We start from the raw sequence: 22203 nt of genomic DNA on the forward strand, positions 1-22203 counted from the left end.
ATCCATTGCCGTGGATGGGACAAGTGGTCGAGGTATACGACTCGTTAACAAACTTAACAGTTATTCCGTGTTCTTCAGCAACATCCCTCAACTTTTCCATAACTTGTTTATAAGACCAGACGTTAACAACTAGAAAGTTACCCTTTTTCTGACTTATGTTCTTTGGATAACCAACCTTAATTAATGAGACTCCCTTGTTGTATAAGAATTCAGCAACTTTCCTTACGGTAGTATCTATTATAGCGTTTAACTCCCTCTTCCACTTAACATATAATCGCCTTATTTTACCCGAAAATGGCTGGTCATACAAGGATAACAACTTCTGTTTCATACTTATCAGTTTCATGAAGTAGTACGAGATTGATTTTAACACTCTAGTCTTGATTAACACTTGTGTACCGTCAGAGATGTAGACAGCAAAGAGGTTGTTTATCCCTATATCTATCCCACCTACTAAATTACCTTTTGGTGTTAGCGGTACTTTCACCCATTCATCATTCTTTCTGTCAAGTCTCTCACTTGCCTTTATGGTAATGTGGGCATACCACTTGTGCAACACGGAGTTGTATATTATTTCCAACCTCCCTTGTTCCCCTCTATAGTATATTTCCCCATTGTATTTTATTGCCAAGTCCTTGAATTTTCCTAAATGATGAAGTTCTATCTCTTGTTTCTCTTCATCTATCTTGTATTGATCTTTCCTTAACACGATTATCAACTTCCTCTCCTTCCTGTCTTTCCAGTAACCTGGTGGGTTTACGTTCTTGATAAATGGTAGTAATTTTTTATCTTTCTTTGCTCTCAATAGAGAGAAGAATGAACTCCACGCCTCATTGTTCTTGTTTAAAACTTGTTGTGTTGTTATTGTACCTATCATGTTCTTATACTCATTATACCACTTTGTATAGGTACCCTTGATATCAACACCACGTTCACCGTTAAAGAACTGTCTTCTCCTCTCATAGTTTACTTGGTTCCATAGTTTTGAACACAAGTTTCCTAGTTCTTTTAACACTTCCTCTTGTTCTTTTGTTTGAATTAGTTCTACAGTTACGGTGCGTCTTAGGACTGGTACGGTAGGCATAGGGACTGATCCCTTACTACTCTTCTTAGGTTTACCCACCGTACCGTCCTCATTAGGAGTTACTCTCTATCTTTTTATAAACTTTTTCTTAACCACATCCCCGCTCTAAAGAGCGAGGCTTTCAGTTGTAAAAGTAGGGAAACAATTGAGAAGTTAATCTGAGAAGTTAATCTGACATATACAACAAGGGCTTATCCACGTTATGATTACGTAAATAGAGAAACATTCGTATTCTACAGACTTAAATTACCACGATTCCCGAAGTATATTTCCAATTCGTCGAATCAATTACGACTGATCTATCAGTGGCGCTAAAAATATTATCTGAAAATGACTTAACATATTTTTGGAAAATCCATCTTCACCACAACGTTAGTCTCACATCTCCCCAATCCATTAGGATAAAGATAAAAATAATCAAAGGGATTAGGTGACTTATGAAAAGAGTTGCAATAATAGACTCGGATACGGCAAGTGACGACACTATAGCCATTATTTTAGCCTCAAGATTTTTTGAGTTAAAGGGAATAACAATAGTTGCCGGCAATGTTAATTATGAAAATCAAGTTAGAAATGCTCTATTTACAGTTGAATACTTCAAACTTAATGTCCCTGTCTACCTAGGTAGTAGAAGACCAATCTTAGGAAATTGGAGGACTGTAGAGGAGGTTCATGGAAAGAATGGTATGGGAGAGTGGAACTATGAGGAACCAAAACTCTCCCCATCTTCTGAAAGAGCGATAGATGCTATCCTAAGATTATCCAAGGAATATGAAGATGAGCTTGAGATACTAGCTATTTCTCCTCTTACAAATATCGCCTTAGCGTATCTCATAGATAATGAATTAGTTGATAGAGTTAAGAAAGTCTGGATAATGGGTGGAGCATTTACTAAGGGAAATACTACAGAACTCGGAGAATTCAATTTCTGGACCGATCCAGAAGCTGCTGAGATAGTACTCAACGCAGGTTTTGATATAACTATAGTTCCTTGGGAGGTTACAGAAGAGGCTGGAGTAGTTGATGATATACTATGGGAAAAGATTTCGTCTCTTAAATCAAGATCTTCTGAATTCTTTATAAAAGTTAACAAAACACTAAGAGAATTCTCTAAAAAACAAGGAAATCCAGGAAGTATTCATCCAGACTCCTTAACTGTCACCATCGCTTATGATAAGAACATAGCTCTAAACACGGTTAAACATGAAGTTAAGGTTGAGACTTGCTCAAGAGCTAGAGGCGGAATGCTTATTGACTGGTACGACCAACTTCCTAGAAGTAATAAAGTAGAAATAGTAACAAAAGCTGATCATAATAAGTTTAGAAGCTATTTGTTAGATACCTTATTACAGCTAGCATAGGCAACTACACTCACGTTTTTAACATCGAATCCCTTTTCCATTAACTGGTTTTCTATATCTTGAAGATTTGCACTTACATCTATTATTTCCTTCGTATCTAGACAAAATACATTTATATGTGCCTTAGTTGCCATTTCATACCAAGTAATACCATTAGCTTCGAAGGAATTTACTATACCAGCGTTTTCTAAAGCCTCTAATGCATTATATACCGTTGATAAGCTTATGCTTGGTTCATTCTTCTTCAGCTCTTCGTATATTTGCTCCCCATTAAAGTGACCTCCTCTACTTAATAATTTCATAACTGCAAGCCTTTGAGGAGTCACTTTAAGTCCCTTCCCTCTTAGCATTTCAACTATTTCAGTATCCATTGTGTAACAACTTTTATCTTAGAGTAATTAAAACTTATCATAGAAACTCTTTAATTTTTTTCTGTTATCACTTACCTATGAAATACCTAGTTGATATAAGCGTCGAACCCATAGGAACGGGAAGTACAAGTATTTCCTCTTATGTGAAAGCTGTTTATGAAGTGTTAAAGGCTAAAGGAGTAAAGTTCTACCCCGCACCTTCCATGACTACATTAGAGCTGGATAACATAGAAGACCTTGGAAAGATAATCAAAGAAATAGATAATAAGTTAACAGATATGGGTGTAAAAAGAATAGTTACGATAATAAAAGTAGACGATAGAAGAGATAAGGAAAATTCAATAGATCATAAGTTAGACGTCATTAAAATGTAGATGTATACATTTTAACTTCGTATAGATATTTTCTGACTCTATCGTCTAATAGTGCTTTTGTAACGTCAGTTGTAGTTATTACTCCTTTTAGTCTATCTCCTTCAACTACTGGAATCCCCTTTATTTTCCTTGAGGCCATTAGTTTAGCTGCGCTATTCAAGTCCTCTTCTTCCTCTACAACAATAATATTCGGACTCATGGAATCTCTTACAGACACCTTACACTCCTTGTACTTTAAAGCTGGTAATAGGTAAAGAAGATCTGTAGTAGTTAACAGCCCCGAGACTCTATCATTATCTACTATGATTACTCTACTTATATCTTTCTCTACCATGGTTTTTACTGCCTCAATAACACTATCATCAGGCCCAATTGCTATTGCTGGAGTGCTCATATATTCTCTAACCTTTTGTACTCCCTTTATTTGGGCAGCATAATACTGAGTTAAATCAGTCTTTATAATAATACCTAAAGCTTTTCCTTCATCTGAACATACGACAAGCATCGGTTGCCTTTTATCAATCATAATCTGAGCAGCCTCTAACGGATCTATGCTCTCGCCTACACATACTATATCTTTTTTCATGACCTCAGAAACGTAAATCTTATCAAAATCTGTCTCTTCTCCTTTTTTATAAACAAAGTTAATAATGTCCTTTTGTGTAATTATCCCAAGAGGGAATCCTTTTTCATCAGTTACAACTGCTTTTGGTATGTATTCCATTACCATTACTTTGAGTGCATATAGTAAATTATCGTAGGGCCTCATAACTATTGAACTTCTAACAATACCCATAGTTTACAATAGTTAAAACAACATAAAAATCATTTAGGTTAATAAGTGTCAAAATCTAGTTATTTATTATGGAGGATTTTCGGGAAATTATATTAAACACTGTACTTTCATCGAAGATAACTAATTATAACGACGTGTATAGGTCTGGATTGAGAAAGAGAAACATGTGTTACTTCTTTGATGGTACATTCTGTAAAATAAAGATGGAAGAGAACATTGTAAATACGTGGAAGTCTAATAACAAAACTAGACCACATCCAGTACTATGCTATATTTGTCCATATTTTTCTATTAGAGAGAATGATGGAATCTCTAATTCCAGTTTATTTGATATTTATTCATATTATATAAAACTTAAAGAGAGTATAGAAAGAGAACTTCAATACCTAGAAAGTAAAATGAATAGTATAATGTATGGATCTATGTCTTTAAGGAGAAGAAAAGAGGAATTAATATCTTTACTTTCAGATATAAACGAGAGATTAAGTATAAATAAAGAGCTTATAAAGCTTTCAGAAACTGGGATTACTAATGGAAGTATTTAAAGACCCTAAAGGTTACATCAACTGGTACTTTAACCATAAAGAAATATACGACTCTGAAAGGGAGTTAGTTAAATCTTTGAACTTAGAGAACTGCATAGATATTGGTTCTGGACCATCTGTTTTCCACGATGCTCTAAAGGGTAGAACTATAAGTGTTGATATTTCAATATTAATGTTAAAGGAAGCAGACCCTGAGGAGGATAAGGTTCAAGCAGATGCAATGCATTTACCCTTTAGGGATAACTCAATGCCTTGTGCGTTTGTTTCAGTTGCAATATGCTTTCTTGAAAGCCCCGAAAAGCTTATTCGAGAAATGGAAAGAATTTCTTCAAAGGAAATAGGAGTATGTATTGTCCCAAAGGACTCTAGCTGGGGAAAATTTTACCAACAATTAGGGGAAAAAGGGCATAAGTACTATTCGATAGCTCACTTTATATCTAAGGAAGAGCTATTATCAGCTCTAAAAGATTTTAATTTAGTTGAAATTAAGTCAACCCTTCATTTTGCCCCTCTAGAGGATGCTAAATACGAGGAACCAAAAAACGACCCGTTTGGAGGCTTTCTATGCGTAAAAGGAATCAAGAAAAATCATTTGGGCTTCCCTTAGAAAGATATAAAAATAATGAAATTAATTGATAGGTGAATGAGACAGGTACTTTGGTTTTGGATAACTTTTCTTGTATCTCTATGCTTTGCGTTGACATCAAGTAGTGCGATAATAGTTACAGAAGCGATTCATTCTTTTATGGATGCTGCAGTTGTTACATTCTCTTCTTTAGCTTTGGGTATTGTCAATAGAAGGAGTCCAGATTATACGTACGGCCTGCATAGATTAGAAGTAATATCAGCAATATCCAATGTCCTTGTAGTTATTTTGGGTTCATTAATAGGAGGAGTTGTAGATTTTCTATTCTTCTCATTCCATATAGTAGACAAACCAGAGATCGTTATAGCGGCATCTGCATTAACCGCGTTATTCGCTTTTATGGCTTCTCTAAAAGAGGAAAATGGAAGCGTAAAGAAAAGTATTAGGATTCACGCTATTTCTGATACAGTATCCTATTTAATAGGTTTAGCCGGAGGTATAGCCGTATTATTAACGAGGTTATATATATTAGACCCTGTAACTTCGGTGATTATCCTCATAATAATGATTTCCATGAACGTCAAAAACTTACGGGCATACTTAGACGTTGTAATGGAGAAGTCTCCAATAAATACGGACATCATATTGGACGATATATCGTCGATAATACCTGGGACTCATCACGTCCATGTATGGACAATTTGCGAACATATGAGGATTGCAACTCTACACGTTGAAGAGAAACCTGATACAACATTAAGGCAGTTAGATAATGAAAGATTAGCTATAGAAAAAATCCTCATGGAAAAGTATGGTATAAATCACGTTACGATACAGTTTGAGTCAAAGAAGGAAACTAAAAGAGTTGATTAGGCCACCAAGAGTTTCCGCGCTTTCTTACACCTATTATCTGTAATATCCTTCTCCTATCCTCTCTACTTACTTTAACGTCAAAATGTACCTTAAGTAAGGGGTATGGATATCCATTCACTGATACTGAGCTTAGAATATCTAAGATATCTTTTGCTTGCTGCTCATTAATAATCCCTACTATATCTACCTTTAACACTTTTGCGTTTTTATCTAATCTTAAGTAAAAGGAACTATACTGCAATCCATTTAATGGTCTAGTTTCCTCACTGTTAATAATAGTATTAGGATCTACGTTATGAACTATTGGCAAAGTATAACCAGGTTCCTCAGTTAACGCTTCAAGTATTCCCACGTCGGATATGTTTTGGTTAAACAGATCATTACCCTTACTATTCTTCGAAATCCAGAGAACGTTTCCCCTATACTTAGAAATTAGCTGAGCTAATTGTGCCTGCTTTTTAGCGATTAGTGTATATAACATCTCTTTCTCTCCATTCATAGATAAAATTTCGTCGAGAGAATTGGATATTAAGTATCCTGGTTTAGCTTTTTCCAATTTCTTAGCAAAACTTCCATCCATTAATACAAATTCAGATTTATCTGCGTGTTCAATGGCTAGATTTACTTCTAGAATGGCCATAACTTCAGAGGTTCTCTCCTTGGCTAGATTTCCTGGACTAAAAGTAAGAATTTTTGAAGTGGTACCCACAGCATCATAGTTTTCACCATCGAAGAGAAGTGCCTCTGCATTAACTACTGCCACGGACCCTACTCTAAACTCTTTAAGAAATTCGCCTCCATCGATCGATAAAAAAGTAGACTCTTTAGGAGCAGGAGTATATGTTCTCCAGCTTCTATTTATTTCATCTTGAACCTTTTCCTTTAGATTCTCAGAATAGACGGAAATCTTATTCTTTATTTCTGAATAGTTGTTTACTAGCTCTTCATAAGCCTTGTTGATCGTCTGGGATAACCTCCTTAACTCTACTACCGTTTCCTTTTGCTTCAACTTGAATTATATAATCAGATATATCCCTGACTTCTTCATCGTGAGTTACTACCATGATTTGAGGAACAATTCCCATTGAGCTTCTTATTACATCCATTAATTCCTTTTTTCTTTCATCGTCTAAATGAACAGTTGGTTCGTCTAAAATCATAAAACCTACATCCTCCATTAAGGAGTTCGCTATAGCTAATCTTAACGCTAAACCGAGGGCTACTCTCTCTCCACCACTTAGTTGGTTTACTGTGAAATCCTGTCCAGCATTATTGAATAGTTTTATTTCCGCTCTACTTTTATTCCTTCTTCCAGAGAGATCAAAGTCCAGTTCTACTGTTGAATACGCTAGGTCAAATTTTCCTAATATTTCTGTTAGATTATTTTCTATTTTACTTTTGAGAGAGGATATTAGAAAGTTCTGTAGACCTGTTCCTCCTAGATCTGATCTTAACTTGTCAATCTTTTTTATCGCATTTTCAAGACTAGGAAGTTTAGATACATTCTTCTTATCTTCCTCAATTTTTTTAGATAAATTATCTATATCCGCACTGAGGATCTCTATCTCCTTCTCAAGGGCTGAAATATTGTTTTGGAGATCTCTCAATCTTTTATCTAAATTTTGATGCTCTTCCTTAACTTTCTTATAATAATCCTCAGTATAGTTAAGGGAAGATATTTTGGATTTTAATTCAGCTATTCGTTGATTTAGATCATTTAGTCTCTCTTCTTTTGCATGCTTCTCTCCTCTTTTGTTTAGTAGTTGAGAATACTGCTGCTTTAATATTTGAAGATCTCTCTCTGCTTTTTGCAGAACCTTTTCATCACCTATTTTTTCCTTCAATTCTTTCTCTTTCTCCTCAAGTTCTTGGAGATTACTCTGAAAACTAGAGAGATCTCTAAGTAATTCATCTAATCTTTCCTCCGTAACTTCTTTTACTGAGAGATATTGATTGAATAAAGGCTCTAGGTCTTTTAATGATCTCTGAAGCTGAAAGTATTTTTCCTCTAGTTCTTCCATCGATTCAAGTTCTTTCTCCTTTTCTTCTATAGAACTTTGGCTTGTATCATACTGAGATTTGATTTGCCAAGCTTCAGTTAATATATTCAATTTATTCCTTAACTCTTCAAGATATTTTTCACCTTGTTTTACCTCCTTTTCAAGGTTTATAATATTAGAACTCAAATCTCCAATTCTTTCTGTGCTTTCTTCAACTAATTTTTGTATATGATCTTTGTCAAGTTGGTGTCCGCAAACAGGACATTTACCTCCTTCAGCATTTTCAAGGTTTTTTAAAACGTTCTCTAATCTCGTCTTCTCTGCAATATTCTTAGCTTTTTCTTCCCTTTTTCTCTTAACTTCCTCATCAAGTTGTTCTATTTTCCGCTTTACAACCTCAATGTCCTCTATTTTACCGAACTTATCTAGCTGTTGTTTAAGCTTGTTTAATTGAGTTTTCAAAGATTTAATCTCTCCAGATAATCTAGTATAATTCTCATGAACTTGCATAATTTTATCATATTCGTCCTTAGCCTTCTGATATTCCTCAAATTTGGGATATAATTTATTCTTTAGTTCCAGGTTCTTTTTGACCTTTTCAATTTCTGAAGTAATTTTATTGATCTGTCTACTTATCTCGCCTTTTTGTTTGACTAAAGTAGCAAGCTCTTCTTTGTATGCACTTGCCTTTTCGACCCAACTTAGCTGGTTAATCTGGTTATCTACATTCTTGATTTCCTCATCAAGGCTCTTAACTTTTTCTAAGAATGCGCTTATCTCGTTTTTCTCTTGTAAAGCTAATGAGAGTTGGTTATCGAGTACAAAATATTTGTTTCTCTTATCTTCTAAAACCTTTAGCTCGTTTTCTAATTCCTCAATGTTAGCTATAAGAGGCACCTCCTCATCCTTTAGCCTATTGAGCTCATTCTGCGAATTTACAAGTTTGTTTCTCTTATCTTCTTTCTCCTTTATTAGATCTGCGAGTCTCTTTTCTTGCTCTTCGATTACTCGTATATCAGCCTCTATTTTAGTCTTCATCTGATATATTGGACCTCTGCTATCGGTCAATTTTTCTATATTTTCTATTTTTAGAATTTTTTTCATCACATCAGGTAGATTATTAAATATTTCCTCAATTTCTCCTTGTCTAACTATAACTGTCGAGAGAAGAACATCCTTATCTAGACCAAACATTTCCTCAATTTTCTTGTTAACTTCTGTTCTTCCTCTAGCTATAACCTGTTTACCATCTTGTACCAGTAAATCTTCAGCGCTTGAAGTAACGTTTCTCTTTACCTCATAGGTAGACTTTCCTTGAGTAAACTTAAGTCTAATCCATGACTTTGTTGCACCCTTCTTTATCAGATCTTTTCTATCTCCCTTTTGAGAGTCTGTAAATAAGGAGTAAGAAATTCCCTCAATTATTGAGGTCTTTCCAGCCCCGTTTGGTCCAACAATGGCATTTATATTTCCCTTAAAGTACACAAGGCTTCTCTCATGACTAAGAAAATTTGAAAGTTCAACTTCTTCTATTCTCATCTAATCCCACCAATTTAACCAATAGAGGGTTTACAATTTCCTCCTCATCATAATGATTAATCATTTCAACAATCAAATCCATTTCTTGATCATTGTACCCTCTTTGCTTCAAGTAATCTCTTATTAATTGATTTACTGAACTAGAACTCTTAACACTAATATCTATATTTCCCCAAGTTGTTTCATCTCTAGCTATTCTATAATACTCTGTAATGTCTTGCAAGACTCTTAATTTCTTGAAAAGAGTTGTTTTTTCTATTCTTTCTCCTTGAAGAACTATGTGAATTATTGGCTTCTTACTATAAGAAGAACACTTTTTTACTAGATCCTCTAAATCACTATCAATTGAGTTAGTGTTTATATTAAATATTTCTTGAGGTCTTATATTCAAATTTATTGGTTGAATGTCAGGTTGTTTCTGACTAAGATCTACTAAATATGCTCCTTTCCCGTACTTTTCATAACCTTCTATTTCTTCATCTCTAATTATTTCTGGAGATCCTGCTATTGATAATATCCCTCCATCTGGCAAGATCTCCTTAAACCTAGTATGAAAATGCCCTAACGCAATATATTGAAATCCTTGAGGAAGATCTCCTTCTTCTATCTGCCAAGATCCATCATAAGGAAGCTTCTTTTTCAAGCCTTGATGTAACATTAATACATTTCTTTCCGCACTAGGTTTTATAGACTTTAGTTTATCCTTTAATATTTGAGCAGAGACAGTAGGTATATGTCTTATTCCGCATATACTCAGTTTTACTTGATCTTTTATTTCTATACACTCTCCGTCTGATAAGAAAGTAACTAAATTCAGAGATTCACTAAGTAGCCTCTGGGGATATATATATCCTTTCCTCTTTGGCGTGTCATGATCTCCTGGGATCGAAATGAATGGGATCTTATCTTTAATTTTATTTAATGCATCTATAGCAACCTTTATTGAAGTGACCTGAGGATGATAGACATCAAACAAATCGCCAGTGTGTACTATTGCCTTAACGTGTTCCCTTATAGCGATATCTATTAACTGATTAAAGGCATCATAGACATCCTGTTCCCTTGAGTCCAAGCTATACCTCCTTGAACCTAGATGAGTATCAGAAATGTGTAAAATCTGAATAATCTCACCCAAAATCTGCAGCACTTTTCTCTATCTCAATATCTTTTAACGCTTTTTCCCATTCTCCCCTTAAATCTGGATCGGTTCCACCTAAAGCCCCAGTGTATGCATCTACTTTTACAACTGCAGGAATCCTCATTAGATTACCTATAAGTAAGGCCTCTCCTACATTTAGAGTGGATAGTTGGTTCACCAAGTCCTCACTGAGGTTATCACTAGTCTGTAATACATACTCCTTATCTTTAGGTTCAACAATTCGAAGTATAATCTTGTTCGTCATTTGACTCAATATATTCTCGTCTAACCCTTTAGGTCTCTGACTCACAATAACTAGACCTACACCAAACTTTCTTCCCTCTCTAGCTATTCTAGAAGCCCAAGTTCTAGTTAACGTTGGATCATCTTTAGATAGAAATACGTGGGCCTCTTCGATCACTAGAATTACCGGAAATGTTAGCCCAGATTTCTCCCTCTTAAAAGACTTCCTTGCATCTAGTATTCTTCTCAAATAGTGAGAGACAACAGCATCCATAGCCTCTTCATCTAGAGGACTTATATCAATTACATTAACTGCCCCAAGCCTTACGTTATTAACAATATCTCTGGCAACTAAGTCAAGAATTCCACTATACTTGTCCGCAAATTCCTCAAGTTTATTCTTAACTTCTTCTACTGCATCTTTCTTCTCTTTCTTCTCTTTCTTCTCCTGCATTTCATCTATTATTCTCTCTATATCGTCTACAAATGACTGGTTTAAACTGCTAAGGTCAAGTTCTCCTTTATCCTGTTTCTCCTGGATTTCTTTCTTATACTGTTGAAATGACCGCCTTAATATTCTATACTGTATTGGCGCATTACCTCGAATTTCTAAGAGTCCGGAAAATTCCCTAGGTGTTAGGTAAAGCGGATTTAGCCTAGGAGGAATTACGTTTAGAGGTTTTAAATCACTTCTAGAGTACTCGCCATGATAATCGAAGATTATAACAGCCCCATTAATCTCAGCTATCCTTTGAGATAAGATTGCGACCGTATTTGATTTTCCACTTCCCGTAGCTGCCAGTATAGCTAAATGTCTAGCTAAAGAATTTACTCTAATTTTAACCTCTACATTTGTTCCCACTAATTTTCCTATCTTTAAATCACCCTCAGAGAATAGTTTAGCCAGTTCCTCCTCTCGAGCTAAAATAACTGGAGTCCCAGCTAGAGGGGGCACTTCAGGTCTTGAAGAACTATTTAAATCGTAAAGTAACTTAACCTCGGCTCTTATATATTTGGGTACTTTACTATCAAAGGCTCTTAGTCTCTCAACTACGTTTACATCTATAGTATCACCATCAATCATAGGACTTCCCCTTGTTATTTGAGTAATTAAGCCTATTACCCTAGAGTCATCATAATCCATTTCAACGTATCGGCCTAATCTAATTGGCTTTTGAGTAAGAACAGTTGAATACTCAATGGTCGAATCGCCAACAACATAACCGATAATCCCCTTATCGTCCTGCATTTAGATAATTTATAAGTATAACATATATAAACTATACTAATGCCTAATAGGTAATACAAAAAATAATAGTTTACTGGAGTTTAGCTATTCTTTTTGTTGCTTCAGCGATATCCTTCTCTTGTTCTGCATATGCGCAGAGCATAGCTTCAACATCAGCATGTCCCTCTTCTTTAGCCTTCATTGCAACGTTATTGTACTCAGCTACATGCTCAGCATCTTCTTCTACTGCAAAATCCTTGAGCATTTTCATTACCTTAGCGCTTGTATTAGCGATATCCTTCTCTTGTTCTGCATATGCGCAGAGCATAGCTTCAACATCAGCATGTCCCTCTTCTTTAGCCTTCATTGCAACGTTATTGTACTCAGCTACATGCTCAGCATCTTCTTCTACTGCAAAATCAGAGAGAACAGAATTAACATCAGTATTAGCTAGCAGTTTTTCGAATATTCCTCTAGCGTGACCAAATTCAACTCTAGCTTTTTCCCTTAGTATTTTAGCCTCCTCCTTCTTGCCCATAGCCTCGAGTTTGTCTGCCAAGAAACTTAGAGTTAAGTAGTCTTCTGCATTTGCCTTAAACAAGAATTTTAGACCGTTTTCGGTCTCTTTTCCGAGAGTCATTTTGTTCACTACTAAGTATGTTAACGGTAAGTTAATAAACTTTAACTAAGATCTCTATTAACTGTATTACATTCTAATTTAAGCGTCTGAAAAGATAATAATGAAAAGAGGAGGATAGATTAAATATTATTTATAGAATAGTTAAGATGATGTGATGACTGACTTCAATCCTGAAAGGTGAAGAAGTAACTCGAAGCTGACAAATTATGGATATACCTCCACTTTTTCCACCTAGTTAGCAGCATTGCTTAAATTACGATATTTTTATGAGTGTCGCAGTCTATTTTTCTTCTAAAACACTTATATATCTTTAAAAACAATAATAATTTAAGTCCTAAATATGATGGGTAGACTTGTAATTAGGATCGAGAAAAGTACTCACGTGTAAGTATGGGTTAAAGATTGATAGATAAGTGAACGCTAGTACAAATATCTTCCTAAAAATGTGTGAATTTCCCAAATCCCTGAGGTCTTCGATCAAGGGTATGGGTGAGGTTAGCTCGCTAATGGATCGTGATGATGGGTTTTGTTCAGAACGTGGTGAAGCCCAAGGGTTTTACGGAGATGATAATAAATGTACGTAAAACCCAAATCCCATAGGAAAGTTCTAAATCCCTTTTTGTTATTATTTCTTTATGATAACTACTAAGAAAATGAGGATACTGGAAATTAACAGCGAAGCCTTAGGAGTTCCAACATTACTACTTATGGAAAATGCGGGAAGATCCGTCAGAGATGAGATTATAAGAAAAATAGATGTCAATGGGAAAAATGTTGTAATCTTTGTTGGCCATGGAGGAAAAGGGGGAGATGGTCTGGTAGCAGGAAGACATTTAGCCGGAGATGGAGCTAAAGTTACAGTTCTTCTGCTCGGGGAAAATAAGCATAAGGACGCGTTACTTAACCTTGAATCTACTCTAGAAATGGATTACTCCATAATATTAAAGGAAATAAAGGATATTGAAGATTTACAACCCATAAAATCTGACGTTTTGATAGATGCAATGTTAGGGACAGGTTTTAGAGGAAAGCCAAGAGAACCGTTTAGAACAGCAATCAAAGTCTTTAATCAAAGCTTAGGATTTAAGGTTTCAATAGATGTACCCTCTGGTATGGATAGCGATACAGGAGAAACTCCAGGAGAAAGCGTTATTCCAGACTTAGTTGTAACATTTCATGATATGAAAAAAGGGCTACAAGAGAGTAGACTTAACGTTGTTGTCAAGAGCATAGGGATTCCAAAAGAAGCTGAAATTTATGTTGGGCCCGGAGATGTACTAATGAACATCAAACCAAGGGATATGAAAAGTAAAAAAGGATCCGGAGGTAGAGTCCTTGTTATAGGAGGAAGCAAAACGTTCAGCGGAGCCCCTTCTTTATCGGGCATGGCAGCTCTAAGAAGCGGAGCAGATCTAGTTTACGTAGCTGCACCTGGAAGTACTGCATATACTATCGCCTCCTATTCCCCCGATCTTATCGCTATTAAGCTAACTGGAGACAACTTAAATCCCTCTAACCTAGACGAATTAAGAGCTTGGATTGATAAGGCAGATTCAATAGTAATTGGACCGGGTGCAGGATTAGCTGAAGAAACTATAGAAGCTTCGAAGAAAATAGTAAATTATATTCTAGACAAAGGAAAGCCGGCCGTAATAGACGCAGATTCTCTAAAATCAATAAAAGGTTTCACTCTAAAAGAAAACGTCGTAGTTACACCGCATGCTGGAGAGTTCAAGATTTTCTTCGGAGAGGAAGTTAACTCTGAACCAATGGAAAGAATACAACAGGTTATGAGATTAGCAAAAAAATGTGGTTGTACCGTATTACTAAAAGGCTACTTTGACGTAATAAGTGACGGTAATACCTTTAAGCTTAATAAGACTGGAAACCCTGGAATGACTGTAGGTGGAACTGGAGACACTTTAACCGGTATTGTAGCTGCACTTTTAGCTGAAGGATTGCCGGCATTTGATGCAGCGTCAATTGGATCCTTTATTAATGGCCTAGCAGGTTCTGTAGTTTACTCGGAAAAAGGTAACCACATAACGTCTACAGATTTAATTGAAGAAATACCTAAAGTAATGATAGATCCGCTAGAATTGTTCAAGAAAAAAGTTTATAAAAAGGTACTTTATTGAGAGATTATAGCTAGAGCTTTATCAGCATGATCTTCAGCCTTTTTCAGATTTTTGAGAACAGACTTAACTTTTCCTGATTCATCAATTATGAAAGTTACTCTTTGGGCACTTGTCCCTTTCTCACTCAATACCCCATATTCATTAATAATCTTTTTTTCCTTATCCGCAACTAAGGGAAAATTAGCCCCATATTTTTCTGCAAATTTCTTTACTGAACTAACGCTATCAGCACTAACTCCTATAATTATACTATTTTTACTACTAAATTGGTTGTAAAGTTCAACAAATCTCTGTAATTCTCTTGTACAGCCTGAAGTAAAAGCTTTTGGATAAAAATAAAGAATCACATTTTTTCCCTTATAGCTAGAGAGCTTAATCTTACCTATACTTGACTCCGCCTCAAAATCTGGAGCATCTTGCCCTACTTCTATCATAAATTGTAGATAAGAAGATATGCTTAAAACTCTTTTTACATAACATAACTAAATGAGAAAAATACCCCGGACGATGTCTACGCAACATCCAGACAACGCTAAGGTACCGGATTGGTCAAAAGGCGAGGTAATTGAAGGAGATGATGAAGTAGTTGAAGCGTATTACTCGTATCTGAACTTAAAAATCCATGAAGTTATGTGGGATGCTGAAGGAAAGGATGTTGATACACATGTTGTGAGAAAATTACTTTCAAATTACTCCGAATATTTTAGGGAAAAGATAATAGGCGAGGATATTTTTCTTACTTATAGACTTCCTAATCCTAAAATTGAGGGAGCAGAAAGAAAGGTTTTCGCAGAGACTATGGAAAGCATTCCAATAGCCTACGACTTAGCTAAGGAATTCTATAAGGGAGAAAAGATACCTGTCTTTGAAGTAATCTTGCCTTTTACAACTTCTCCTGAAGAGATAATATCAGTCTCAAAGTACTATGAAAAAGCAGTATCAGGAGAAGAGGATATTGAACTCTATGACGGAATATATGTTAGAGATTTAGTGGGAGAAATGTATCCAAAGTCTATAGAGGTCATACCACTAATTGAAGATAAGGATTCCATGTTTAGAGTTAGGGATATAGTCACTGGCTACTTTAAGGTAATAAGGCCAAAGTACATGAGAGTATTCCTAGCGAGATCTGACCCCGCAATGAATTATGGTATGATCCCTGCTATTTTTATGGCAAAATATGCTTTAAGCACCTTATATTCTATCAAGAATGAAACTGGACTAGATATCTTTCCAATAATCGGTGTTGGTTCTCTTCCAATGAGGGGTCATTTAAATCCAATAAACTATCGAAACGCTTTAGAGGAATATGATGGAGTTTACACGTTCACAATACAGTCTGCTTTTAAATATGATTATGATGAACCAATAGTAAAGGACGCTATATCAAAAATAAACGAATACACAGTTAAGGAACCTAGAATATTTACTAATAATGAAGAAGAAATCCTTAAAAAAATAGTTGAAGGGTACGTTTCTACATACCAGCCTATTATAGAGTCACTTGCTCCTGCAATAAATTATATCGCTCTTAACTTACCAAGAAGAAGGGCTAGAAAATTACATATAAGCTTATTTGGTTATGCCAGAAGTACAGGAAAAGTAACCCTTCCAAGAGCCATTAGCTTTGTGGGTTCCCTTTACTCTTTGGGTATACCTCCAGAGATTATTGGCCTTTCTTCTCTCTCAAGGTTAAGTGAGGAAGAGTGGAATTTTCTTAGAGAAAACTATAAGAAAATGGAAATAGATTTGCGAGAAAGTGCAAAATTTATAAATCCTGATGCTTTGGACAGAATAAAAGATATATGGAATTTAGACGAATGGGTAACATGGAAAATCAAGCAAGACTTAGATTTCCTTGAAAACAATCTAGGAATACCTATTGGCGGATCTGACTATGAATCCAAAAAACATGTTCTTCTTTCGTCGCTAGCTTTGCTTGCATGTAAGGAGAAGAGAGAGGAAGAATTAAGAGAGTATATAAGAGAAATGGCCATACTAAGAAAATCATTAGGCTAACTGTTTCCACCAACTGTCTCAACTATTTTACTTGCTACGTCCAATACGATACCGTCCTCATAAGGAGTTCCACTAACCATAAGCCCAATTGGTAGACCATTAATGGAGGATAAAGGAAGAGTAATAGATGGTGCGCCAACAAGGTTAAAGAGCTCAGTGTTTGAAACTAGAACAGATCTAAACTCCTTTTCTTTCCCTACTACGTCGCTAATCCTAGGAGCTGGTATTTTTGTCGTAGGAGAAAGGAGTACATCAATTTCCCTCAACGATTTAATATATTCTTCAACAACAAAAGCTCTGGCCCTTAAAGCGTCAACATAATCAACAGCCCTTATTTTAAGACCTTGAAGTAAAATATCCTTAACATCTGGGAAATACATTCCTGGAGAGCTCTCTATCCATTCCCTATGATATGAAGCGCCTTCGGCAAGCGCTATAGTTCCACGTATATTTGAACCAAAACCTTGCAGAAAGTTCATATTTACTTCCACTAGATCGAAGATTGAGGAGAGCTTATTGAGAACGGGCTTTAATGCATGTGATGATTCATCCTCTCCAAAAAGGAAAATTCCAGCTCTAGGTCTTCTTCTAGCTTCAGTTGTTAATATATGACCCATTTCTGGAGGAACAACTGCCTCTAAAACATTCCAGATAGTTTCTACATCTCTAGCTATAAAGCCTACTGTGTCAAGAGTCCAACTAAACGGAATTATCCCATCAGTAGGTATTACGCCTGTAGTTGGCTTAAAACCAACTACTCCGCAAAGGGATGCAGGAATCCTTATAGATCCTCCAGTATCAGTGCCTATACCTATATCTACCATGTTTAATGCCACTGCTGCAGCGGAACCTCCACTTGAACCACCAGTTATCCTTTCCGGATCAACTGGGTTTTTAGCTGGACCGCCTATTGAGGAAGTATTTGTTGCACCTATTGCGAATTCGTGAGTATTTGTTTTTCCACGTATTGTCCCGCCTTGATCTAGGATTCTTTTAACTATCCACGCATCATTATCTGGGACGTAATCCTTTAGGATTCTAGAGCCAGCAGTAGTCTTCACACCTTTGGTAATTATAATATCCTTGATCCCGAAGGTCAGACCAGATAGCTTTCCTTTACTTTTACCTTTGATCTCTTTAATCGTTATGAACGCATTGTACTTTGTATTTAATTCTTCTAACATCATCTTCTTTCACTTCAAACATCGGTTTGGGCAATTTTTTTGAGAGAAAGTCTTCTGAGCTCATTTATAACTTCCTCTACCTCCTTATTAATTTCGTCCCTACTTATACCACTTTCTTCAGCTTTTTTAAGAACTATATCCTCAACTTTAGCGTAATTTTTATACGTTTCATTAAGCTTTCTCCAGTCTATTCCTTTGAGGACTTCCGAAATCCTTTTGCTATAAGATAATTTGCCCTCAAGCATAAGTACAGCTATTATAGGATAGCCCACATATCCTCTAAATTTAGTTCCATTATCGTCACTAAAAGCAGAATCATCCCTAATAAATACTCTATATTTTCTATCGCCTTCAGATGAGATAACTTCGTACTCTTCTTCTCCTTTTTTCTTTATCCTGCCGTCTGATATTGCTCCTAAGGCCTCAAGAACTTTTATTCTAGGTGGAAGCTTTAACTTAACCATGATAAATTCTATTGTAAACCGCTATAATAACCTAGAAGGATTTATTATCTCTGTATTAAGAGATTGATAATAATGGCAATTAGAGAACTGATCTCGAGATCCCCTGTAATCGTATCACCCGACGCTACTATAGTGGATGCATCAAAAGAAATGAAAAAGGAAGGAGTAGGATCCCTACTAGTTATGGAAGGAGGTTCTCCAGTAGGAATAGTGACAGAAAGAGATATTATATACGCAATTGCTGACGATCTCCCATTAAATGCTAAGGTTAGAGATCTAATGAGCACAAACTTAGTTTCTGCTGAAGCGTCTACTGAAATAGGTGATGCGGCAATTCTTATGACAACTAATAAAATTCGTCACTTAGTAGTAACTGATAAAGGAAAAGTTATAGGCGTTATATCATTGAGAGACGTAGCAAGGGCTTTAGGACTGATAACCACTGACCTAGTTATCTGGTAGTTCGTTTGTTTTTAGTGTTTAAATCATTTTTAATATCTCGTTAAATTCATCCTGCTTTCCATGGAGAGTCTATAGACGTAGTGTGTGTTGTCACCATATTCTCTACTGACTATGTTTAACGAACTAAATAGTAACGGAAGACTTATTATGTGTAACTATTATAAATTTTACTATTATAAAACGAAATTAAAAAAAATAACTCGCCTGTATTAAGAAATTGCGTCAACTCTATTAATAAAATTGTTTATAGAAAAATACGGTAAACCTTCCGATAGTAATTACGATTTTCGTTTTTGTCAAGGGATCGTGAAACTGTTTCTGATTCTAGTGTAACAAAAGGAAATACATGCTTAACCTATATTGGCACTACGAATACTTGATGTAAATTAAGTGCTCCGGCCGGGATTTGAACCCGGGCCGCGGGCTTGAGAGGCCCGCATACTCTCGGCCGAACAACGTTGACCGGGCTATACTACCGGAGCAATTTCCTCTTTTGTTATTCTATATTTAAAAGTTTCTTTATGTTCCTTACTACTTCCTCTTCTCTTCCAACTACGAATTCCGCGTAAACTATTTCGTTATACGCTATAACAAAACCGGAATTTTCTGGAAGTATTTGAAAGTTATAGCCTCTTTCCTTTCTAATTCCTCTAAGTATTCTCTTGAAGCCGGCTTGAGAGATCGAGTATCTAAACTCTCCATCTTTCTTAACATCTGCATCAGCAGTTCGTAAAAGCCTTTTCATTAACTTACCCAATCCCACATGGATGAGCTCAACATTAGTTATTCCCCTTTCCCTTAACTTTGCAGGTAGCTCAAATTCCCTGTCTACCTCTCCTCTAATCTTGATAATCCCTTTAATTTCCTTATTCCATGAGCTGATTTCTTTTCTACACTCTCTCTCAATAGTCCTTATTCCCTTTGCATCACCAATCCATGAAAGTAAATAGGCTTCCCTAATCCTATCAATGCAGTTCATGGTCTCACCACAACGCCAAGTACTTTATCTTCGTTTAAAAAAACATAGAAGAGCAAGGAAAAGTTATCTGGATACCTTAAGATCTCGCTCGAAATTAAGTCCTTCTCTAAGCCTCTCTTCAAATAGTCTTTCTTATAAAATACAGATGATCTAGTATTCATAAATACTAAGCCTTCTTTACCTAGAAAATCTATCAATTTAGGATATTTATTTACTTCAATTACCATATCGGTCAATATACCCATGAATTTAGAAACTCTCATCCTCACAACGTCTGTTATCCCTATACCAAACTTTACATCCATCAGCACAGAGGTAATTGCTTCTCCCAGACTACCTGAGATATCTCCAGACATGTATTTCCAGCTATTCGCATGATAAGGATAGTTAAACCCTATTCCTTCAATATTTCGTGATGAGAAAAACCCAGCTATTGTAACTAAGTGTGGGTCGATAGTTACTTCCTCTGTTCTTCCTCCCTCCTCTTCGTAAGTTTGTATTATGCCATTAACTACAACCTGTAAATCTTTATCACTATCCCTTTTAAAATGAGGTATCATATCTGAATAAACGTCGATCCAGGTAACTCTCACATGGAATTTCTGATACTTTGAAATAAAAGCTTATATAGTCATCAAAAACTAGAAAAATCGCTAAGGCTTTAGAAGGATCTTACCAATCTTGTTTTTATCCTTTAGCATTTCATATCCCTTATCTATTTCATCAATGCTTACTGTTCCAGCAATTACTGGCTTTATTTTACCTTCAGCGGTAAGTTTTAGAGCTGCCTCATCGTCCTTCCTAGTTGCACTCGCATGACCTATTATTTCTATGTCCTTGAGAATCATATAACCTAGTTTAAGATTATAACCCTCGGCCGGATTTACGTTACCTATTTGCACAATTCTTCCTCCCATCCAAAGGGACTTCAACGCTTCGTCAAAGGTAGGAGTTCCAACAGTGTCTATTACGACATTAACATCATCGAGTTTCTTCGCTTCATCGGCGAACTTTCTTCCAACAATCACATGATCTGCAAAACTAGATAAAGTTTTAGATTTCTCCTCAGACGTGGTTACTGCAATCACTTTAGCTCCTAACGCTTTAGCAACCTGTAGTGCGTGAATTCCGACTCCTCCACTAGCTCCTGTCACTAACACTGTTTCTCCCTCTCTCAGTTTAGCTCTCATTAAACCTCTGTAAAGCATACCTGTAACACAAGGTACTAGGACGGCCCCTTCATCTGATGTGCCTTTTGGCACTTTAATTAGGCTAGTCACTTTTATCAGTGCTTTCTCTGCAAAAAAGCCATTAAGTTCCTCAGAATAACCTAATCTAGCGTGACAGTAAGCCTCTTCTCCTACCTTACAATAACTACAGGTCCCATCAGGAGCGTAAAGCATAGAGATCACTTTATCCCCCTCGTTAAAGCCTTCTACATCTTCTCCAACTTCCTCAATTGTCCCAACAACTTCGTGTCCTAGAACCACAGGGTATTTCATCCTTGGATAATATCCCTCTAACTGAAGCAAATCCCTATAGCATAAAGCCGCTCTATCAACTCTTATAACTACTTCTCCTTTTCCAGGACGTGGATCCTCTATATCCCTTATTTTATATCCCTCTTTTTTGCCCGTAACAACTACCGCTTTCATCGCTTAAACATGTTTATACAAACTAAAAAAAGTTGTTAGAAGAGTTATATAAGGAATGAAAATTACGAATTGATATATTACTACCATCATTAGTATTATAGTACAGAGACTTTTATATTTAAGCATGTTTTAAATTATTTCCAGAAGCTAATAAAAACCTAACAGAACCAATTAGAAGATAAACAGATTTAAGATAAGCTATCCCCTAACCTCTTGATCAGCCTTTCTGCTTAATCTTCCAGACTTGAACTCACTATTACGACAGTGAAAGTCTATTTTGTGAAATCATTTCAACAAACCTCGTAAGTATAGGGATTATGAGTTTCTAGAGTTCATACAACTTAATTATTCTATGAATACTGTACCACATCACCAAATCAATTACGACTCATATTAGCAATATGAAGAATATATTATAAATAAGTTTATATACCTTAAGTGATATTTATTTCCTTTACACAAAGAAATTCTGTCCTCTTAACCTTCATTAGACTAAAACAGAAAAATCTCAGTTTCATTGTCCA

General features: G+C 35.8%; 22 protein-coding genes and 1 tRNA gene. 8 read left to right on the forward strand and 15 right to left on the reverse strand.

Annotated features, from left to right (window positions below; all coding sequences use genetic code 11):
* Positions 1 to 1123, reverse strand: a 1123-nt coding sequence (locus CM19_RS11660; RefSeq protein WP_052349552.1) for an RNA-guided endonuclease InsQ/TnpB family protein, incomplete at its 3' end; no start/stop codon positions are given.
* A gap of 398 nt (positions 1124 to 1521) precedes the next feature.
* On the opposite strand from CM19_RS11660, the gene CM19_RS11665 reads away from it, so the two are divergent.
* Positions 1522 to 2445 carry a nucleoside hydrolase gene (locus CM19_RS11665; RefSeq protein ID WP_048100629.1) on the forward strand — a complete coding sequence of 308 codons (924 nt, stop codon included), beginning with the start codon at positions 1522 to 1524 and terminating at the stop codon, positions 2443 to 2445.
* Here the strand turns inward: CM19_RS11665 and CM19_RS11670 are convergent.
* Complete coding sequence (locus CM19_RS11670) at positions 2412 to 2816, reverse strand: Fur family transcriptional regulator (protein WP_048100630.1); 405 nt, start codon at positions 2814 to 2816, stop codon at positions 2412 to 2414. The two genes, CM19_RS11665 and CM19_RS11670, sit on opposite strands and share 34 nt — an antisense overlap.
* 77 nt (positions 2817 to 2893) lie before the next feature.
* On the opposite strand from CM19_RS11670, the gene CM19_RS11675 reads away from it, so the two are divergent.
* Entirely contained in the window at positions 2894 to 3190 is a 297-nt protein-coding gene (locus CM19_RS11675) for an MTH1187 family thiamine-binding protein (protein WP_048100631.1), read from the forward strand.
* On the opposite strand, the gene CM19_RS11680 is transcribed toward CM19_RS11675, so the two are convergent.
* Positions 3180 to 3986 carry a CBS domain-containing protein gene (locus tag CM19_RS11680; protein WP_048100632.1) on the reverse strand — a complete coding sequence of 269 codons (807 nt, stop codon included), beginning with the start codon at positions 3984 to 3986 and terminating at the stop codon, positions 3180 to 3182. The genes CM19_RS11675 and CM19_RS11680 overlap by 11 nt on opposite strands.
* 68 nt (positions 3987 to 4054) lie before the next feature.
* On the opposite strand from CM19_RS11680, the gene CM19_RS11685 reads away from it, so the two are divergent.
* From CM19_RS11685 to CM19_RS11695, 3 genes are read left to right on the forward strand one after another with little or no spacing between them, the layout of a single operon-like run.
* Entirely contained in the window at positions 4055 to 4531 is a 477-nt protein-coding gene (locus CM19_RS11685) for a hypothetical protein (protein WP_048100633.1), read from the forward strand.
* Positions 4518 to 5138, forward strand: coding sequence for a class I SAM-dependent methyltransferase (locus tag CM19_RS11690; protein WP_048100634.1), 621 nt, complete (start codon positions 4518 to 4520; stop codon positions 5136 to 5138). Before CM19_RS11685 ends, CM19_RS11690 begins: the two co-directional genes overlap by 14 nt.
* 36 nt (positions 5139 to 5174) lie before the next feature.
* Positions 5175 to 5990, forward strand: a complete 816-nt coding sequence (locus CM19_RS11695) for a cation diffusion facilitator family transporter (protein ID WP_052349553.1) — start codon at positions 5175 to 5177, stop codon at positions 5988 to 5990.
* On the opposite strand, the gene nurA is transcribed toward CM19_RS11695, so the two are convergent.
* The 5 genes from nurA to CM19_RS11720 all read right to left on the reverse strand — a co-directional run bounded on the left by nurA (position 5974) and on the right by CM19_RS11720 (position 12778).
* Positions 5974 to 6999 carry a DNA double-strand break repair nuclease NurA gene (gene nurA / locus CM19_RS11700; RefSeq protein WP_048100635.1) on the reverse strand — a complete coding sequence of 342 codons (1026 nt, stop codon included), beginning with the start codon at positions 6997 to 6999 and terminating at the stop codon, positions 5974 to 5976. The two genes, CM19_RS11695 and nurA, sit on opposite strands and share 17 nt — an antisense overlap.
* Entirely contained in the window at positions 6935 to 9529 is a 2595-nt protein-coding gene (rad50, locus tag CM19_RS11705) for a DNA double-strand break repair ATPase Rad50 (protein ID WP_048100636.1), read from the reverse strand. The genes nurA and rad50 overlap by 65 nt, the downstream gene beginning before the upstream one ends.
* The gene (gene mre11, locus CM19_RS11710; RefSeq protein ID WP_171714234.1) at positions 9510 to 10652 is read right to left on the reverse strand and encodes a DNA double-strand break repair protein Mre11; all 1143 of its coding nucleotides are present in this window, start codon (positions 10650 to 10652) and stop codon (positions 9510 to 9512) included. The genes rad50 and mre11 overlap by 20 nt, the downstream gene beginning before the upstream one ends.
* 4 nt (positions 10653 to 10656) lie before the next feature.
* A complete protein-coding gene (gene herA, locus CM19_RS11715; protein ID WP_048100637.1) occupies positions 10657 to 12159 on the reverse strand; it encodes a DNA double-strand break repair helicase HerA in 1503 nt (500 codons plus the stop codon).
* Between the two features lie 70 nt (positions 12160 to 12229).
* A complete protein-coding gene (locus tag CM19_RS11720) occupies positions 12230 to 12778 on the reverse strand; it encodes a hypothetical protein (protein ID WP_048100638.1) in 549 nt (182 codons plus the stop codon).
* 635 nt (positions 12779 to 13413) lie between these two features.
* On the opposite strand from CM19_RS11720, the gene CM19_RS11725 reads away from it, so the two are divergent.
* Positions 13414 to 14916 carry a bifunctional ADP-dependent NAD(P)H-hydrate dehydratase/NAD(P)H-hydrate epimerase gene (locus tag CM19_RS11725; RefSeq protein WP_048100639.1) on the forward strand — a complete coding sequence of 501 codons (1503 nt, stop codon included), beginning with the start codon at positions 13414 to 13416 and terminating at the stop codon, positions 14914 to 14916.
* Here CM19_RS11725 and CM19_RS11730 read toward each other — a convergent pair.
* Complete coding sequence (locus CM19_RS11730) at positions 14910 to 15347, reverse strand: peroxiredoxin (RefSeq protein ID WP_048100670.1); 438 nt, start codon at positions 15345 to 15347, stop codon at positions 14910 to 14912. The genes CM19_RS11725 and CM19_RS11730 overlap by 7 nt on opposite strands.
* A 55-nt stretch (positions 15348 to 15402) precedes the next feature.
* Between CM19_RS11730 and ppcA the strand changes: the two genes are divergently transcribed.
* A complete protein-coding gene (gene ppcA, locus CM19_RS11735) occupies positions 15403 to 16935 on the forward strand; it encodes a phosphoenolpyruvate carboxylase (RefSeq protein WP_048100640.1) in 1533 nt (510 codons plus the stop codon).
* Here ppcA and CM19_RS11740 read toward each other — a convergent pair.
* Together CM19_RS11740 and CM19_RS11745 are read right to left on the reverse strand one after the other, a co-directional pair.
* Entirely contained in the window at positions 16932 to 18122 is a 1191-nt protein-coding gene (locus CM19_RS11740; protein WP_048100641.1) for an amidase, read from the reverse strand. The genes ppcA and CM19_RS11740 overlap by 4 nt on opposite strands.
* An 11-nt stretch (positions 18123 to 18133) precedes the next feature.
* Complete coding sequence (locus tag CM19_RS11745) at positions 18134 to 18583, reverse strand: hypothetical protein (RefSeq protein WP_048100642.1); 450 nt, start codon at positions 18581 to 18583, stop codon at positions 18134 to 18136.
* A gap of 72 nt (positions 18584 to 18655) precedes the next feature.
* Here CM19_RS11745 and CM19_RS11750 point away from each other — a divergent pair, with 72 nt between their 5' ends.
* A complete protein-coding gene (locus tag CM19_RS11750; protein ID WP_048100643.1) occupies positions 18656 to 19045 on the forward strand; it encodes a CBS domain-containing protein in 390 nt (129 codons plus the stop codon).
* Between the two features lie 391 nt (positions 19046 to 19436).
* Here the strand turns inward: CM19_RS11750 and CM19_RS11755 are convergent.
* From CM19_RS11755 to CM19_RS11770, 4 genes are all read right to left on the reverse strand, one after another.
* Positions 19437 to 19527 (reverse strand) — tRNA-Glu (locus CM19_RS11755).
* A 14-nt stretch (positions 19528 to 19541) separates the two neighbouring features.
* Entirely contained in the window at positions 19542 to 20024 is a 483-nt protein-coding gene (locus CM19_RS11760) for a hypothetical protein (protein ID WP_048100644.1), read from the reverse strand.
* A complete protein-coding gene (locus CM19_RS11765; RefSeq protein ID WP_048100645.1) occupies positions 20021 to 20617 on the reverse strand; it encodes a hypothetical protein in 597 nt (198 codons plus the stop codon). Before CM19_RS11765 ends, CM19_RS11760 begins: the two co-directional genes overlap by 4 nt.
* Positions 20618 to 20677: 60 nt before the next feature.
* On the reverse strand, positions 20678 to 21679 hold the full coding sequence (locus tag CM19_RS11770; RefSeq protein ID WP_048100646.1) for an acryloyl-coenzyme A reductase: 1002 nt from the start codon (positions 21677 to 21679) through the stop codon (positions 20678 to 20680).
* Positions 21680 to 22203 lie beyond the last annotated feature (524 nt).

It is taken from the genome of Candidatus Acidianus copahuensis, assembly GCF_000632495.1.
In the GTDB taxonomy this organism is placed as follows: Archaea; Thermoproteota; Thermoprotei_A; order Sulfolobales; family Sulfolobaceae; genus Acidianus; species Acidianus copahuensis.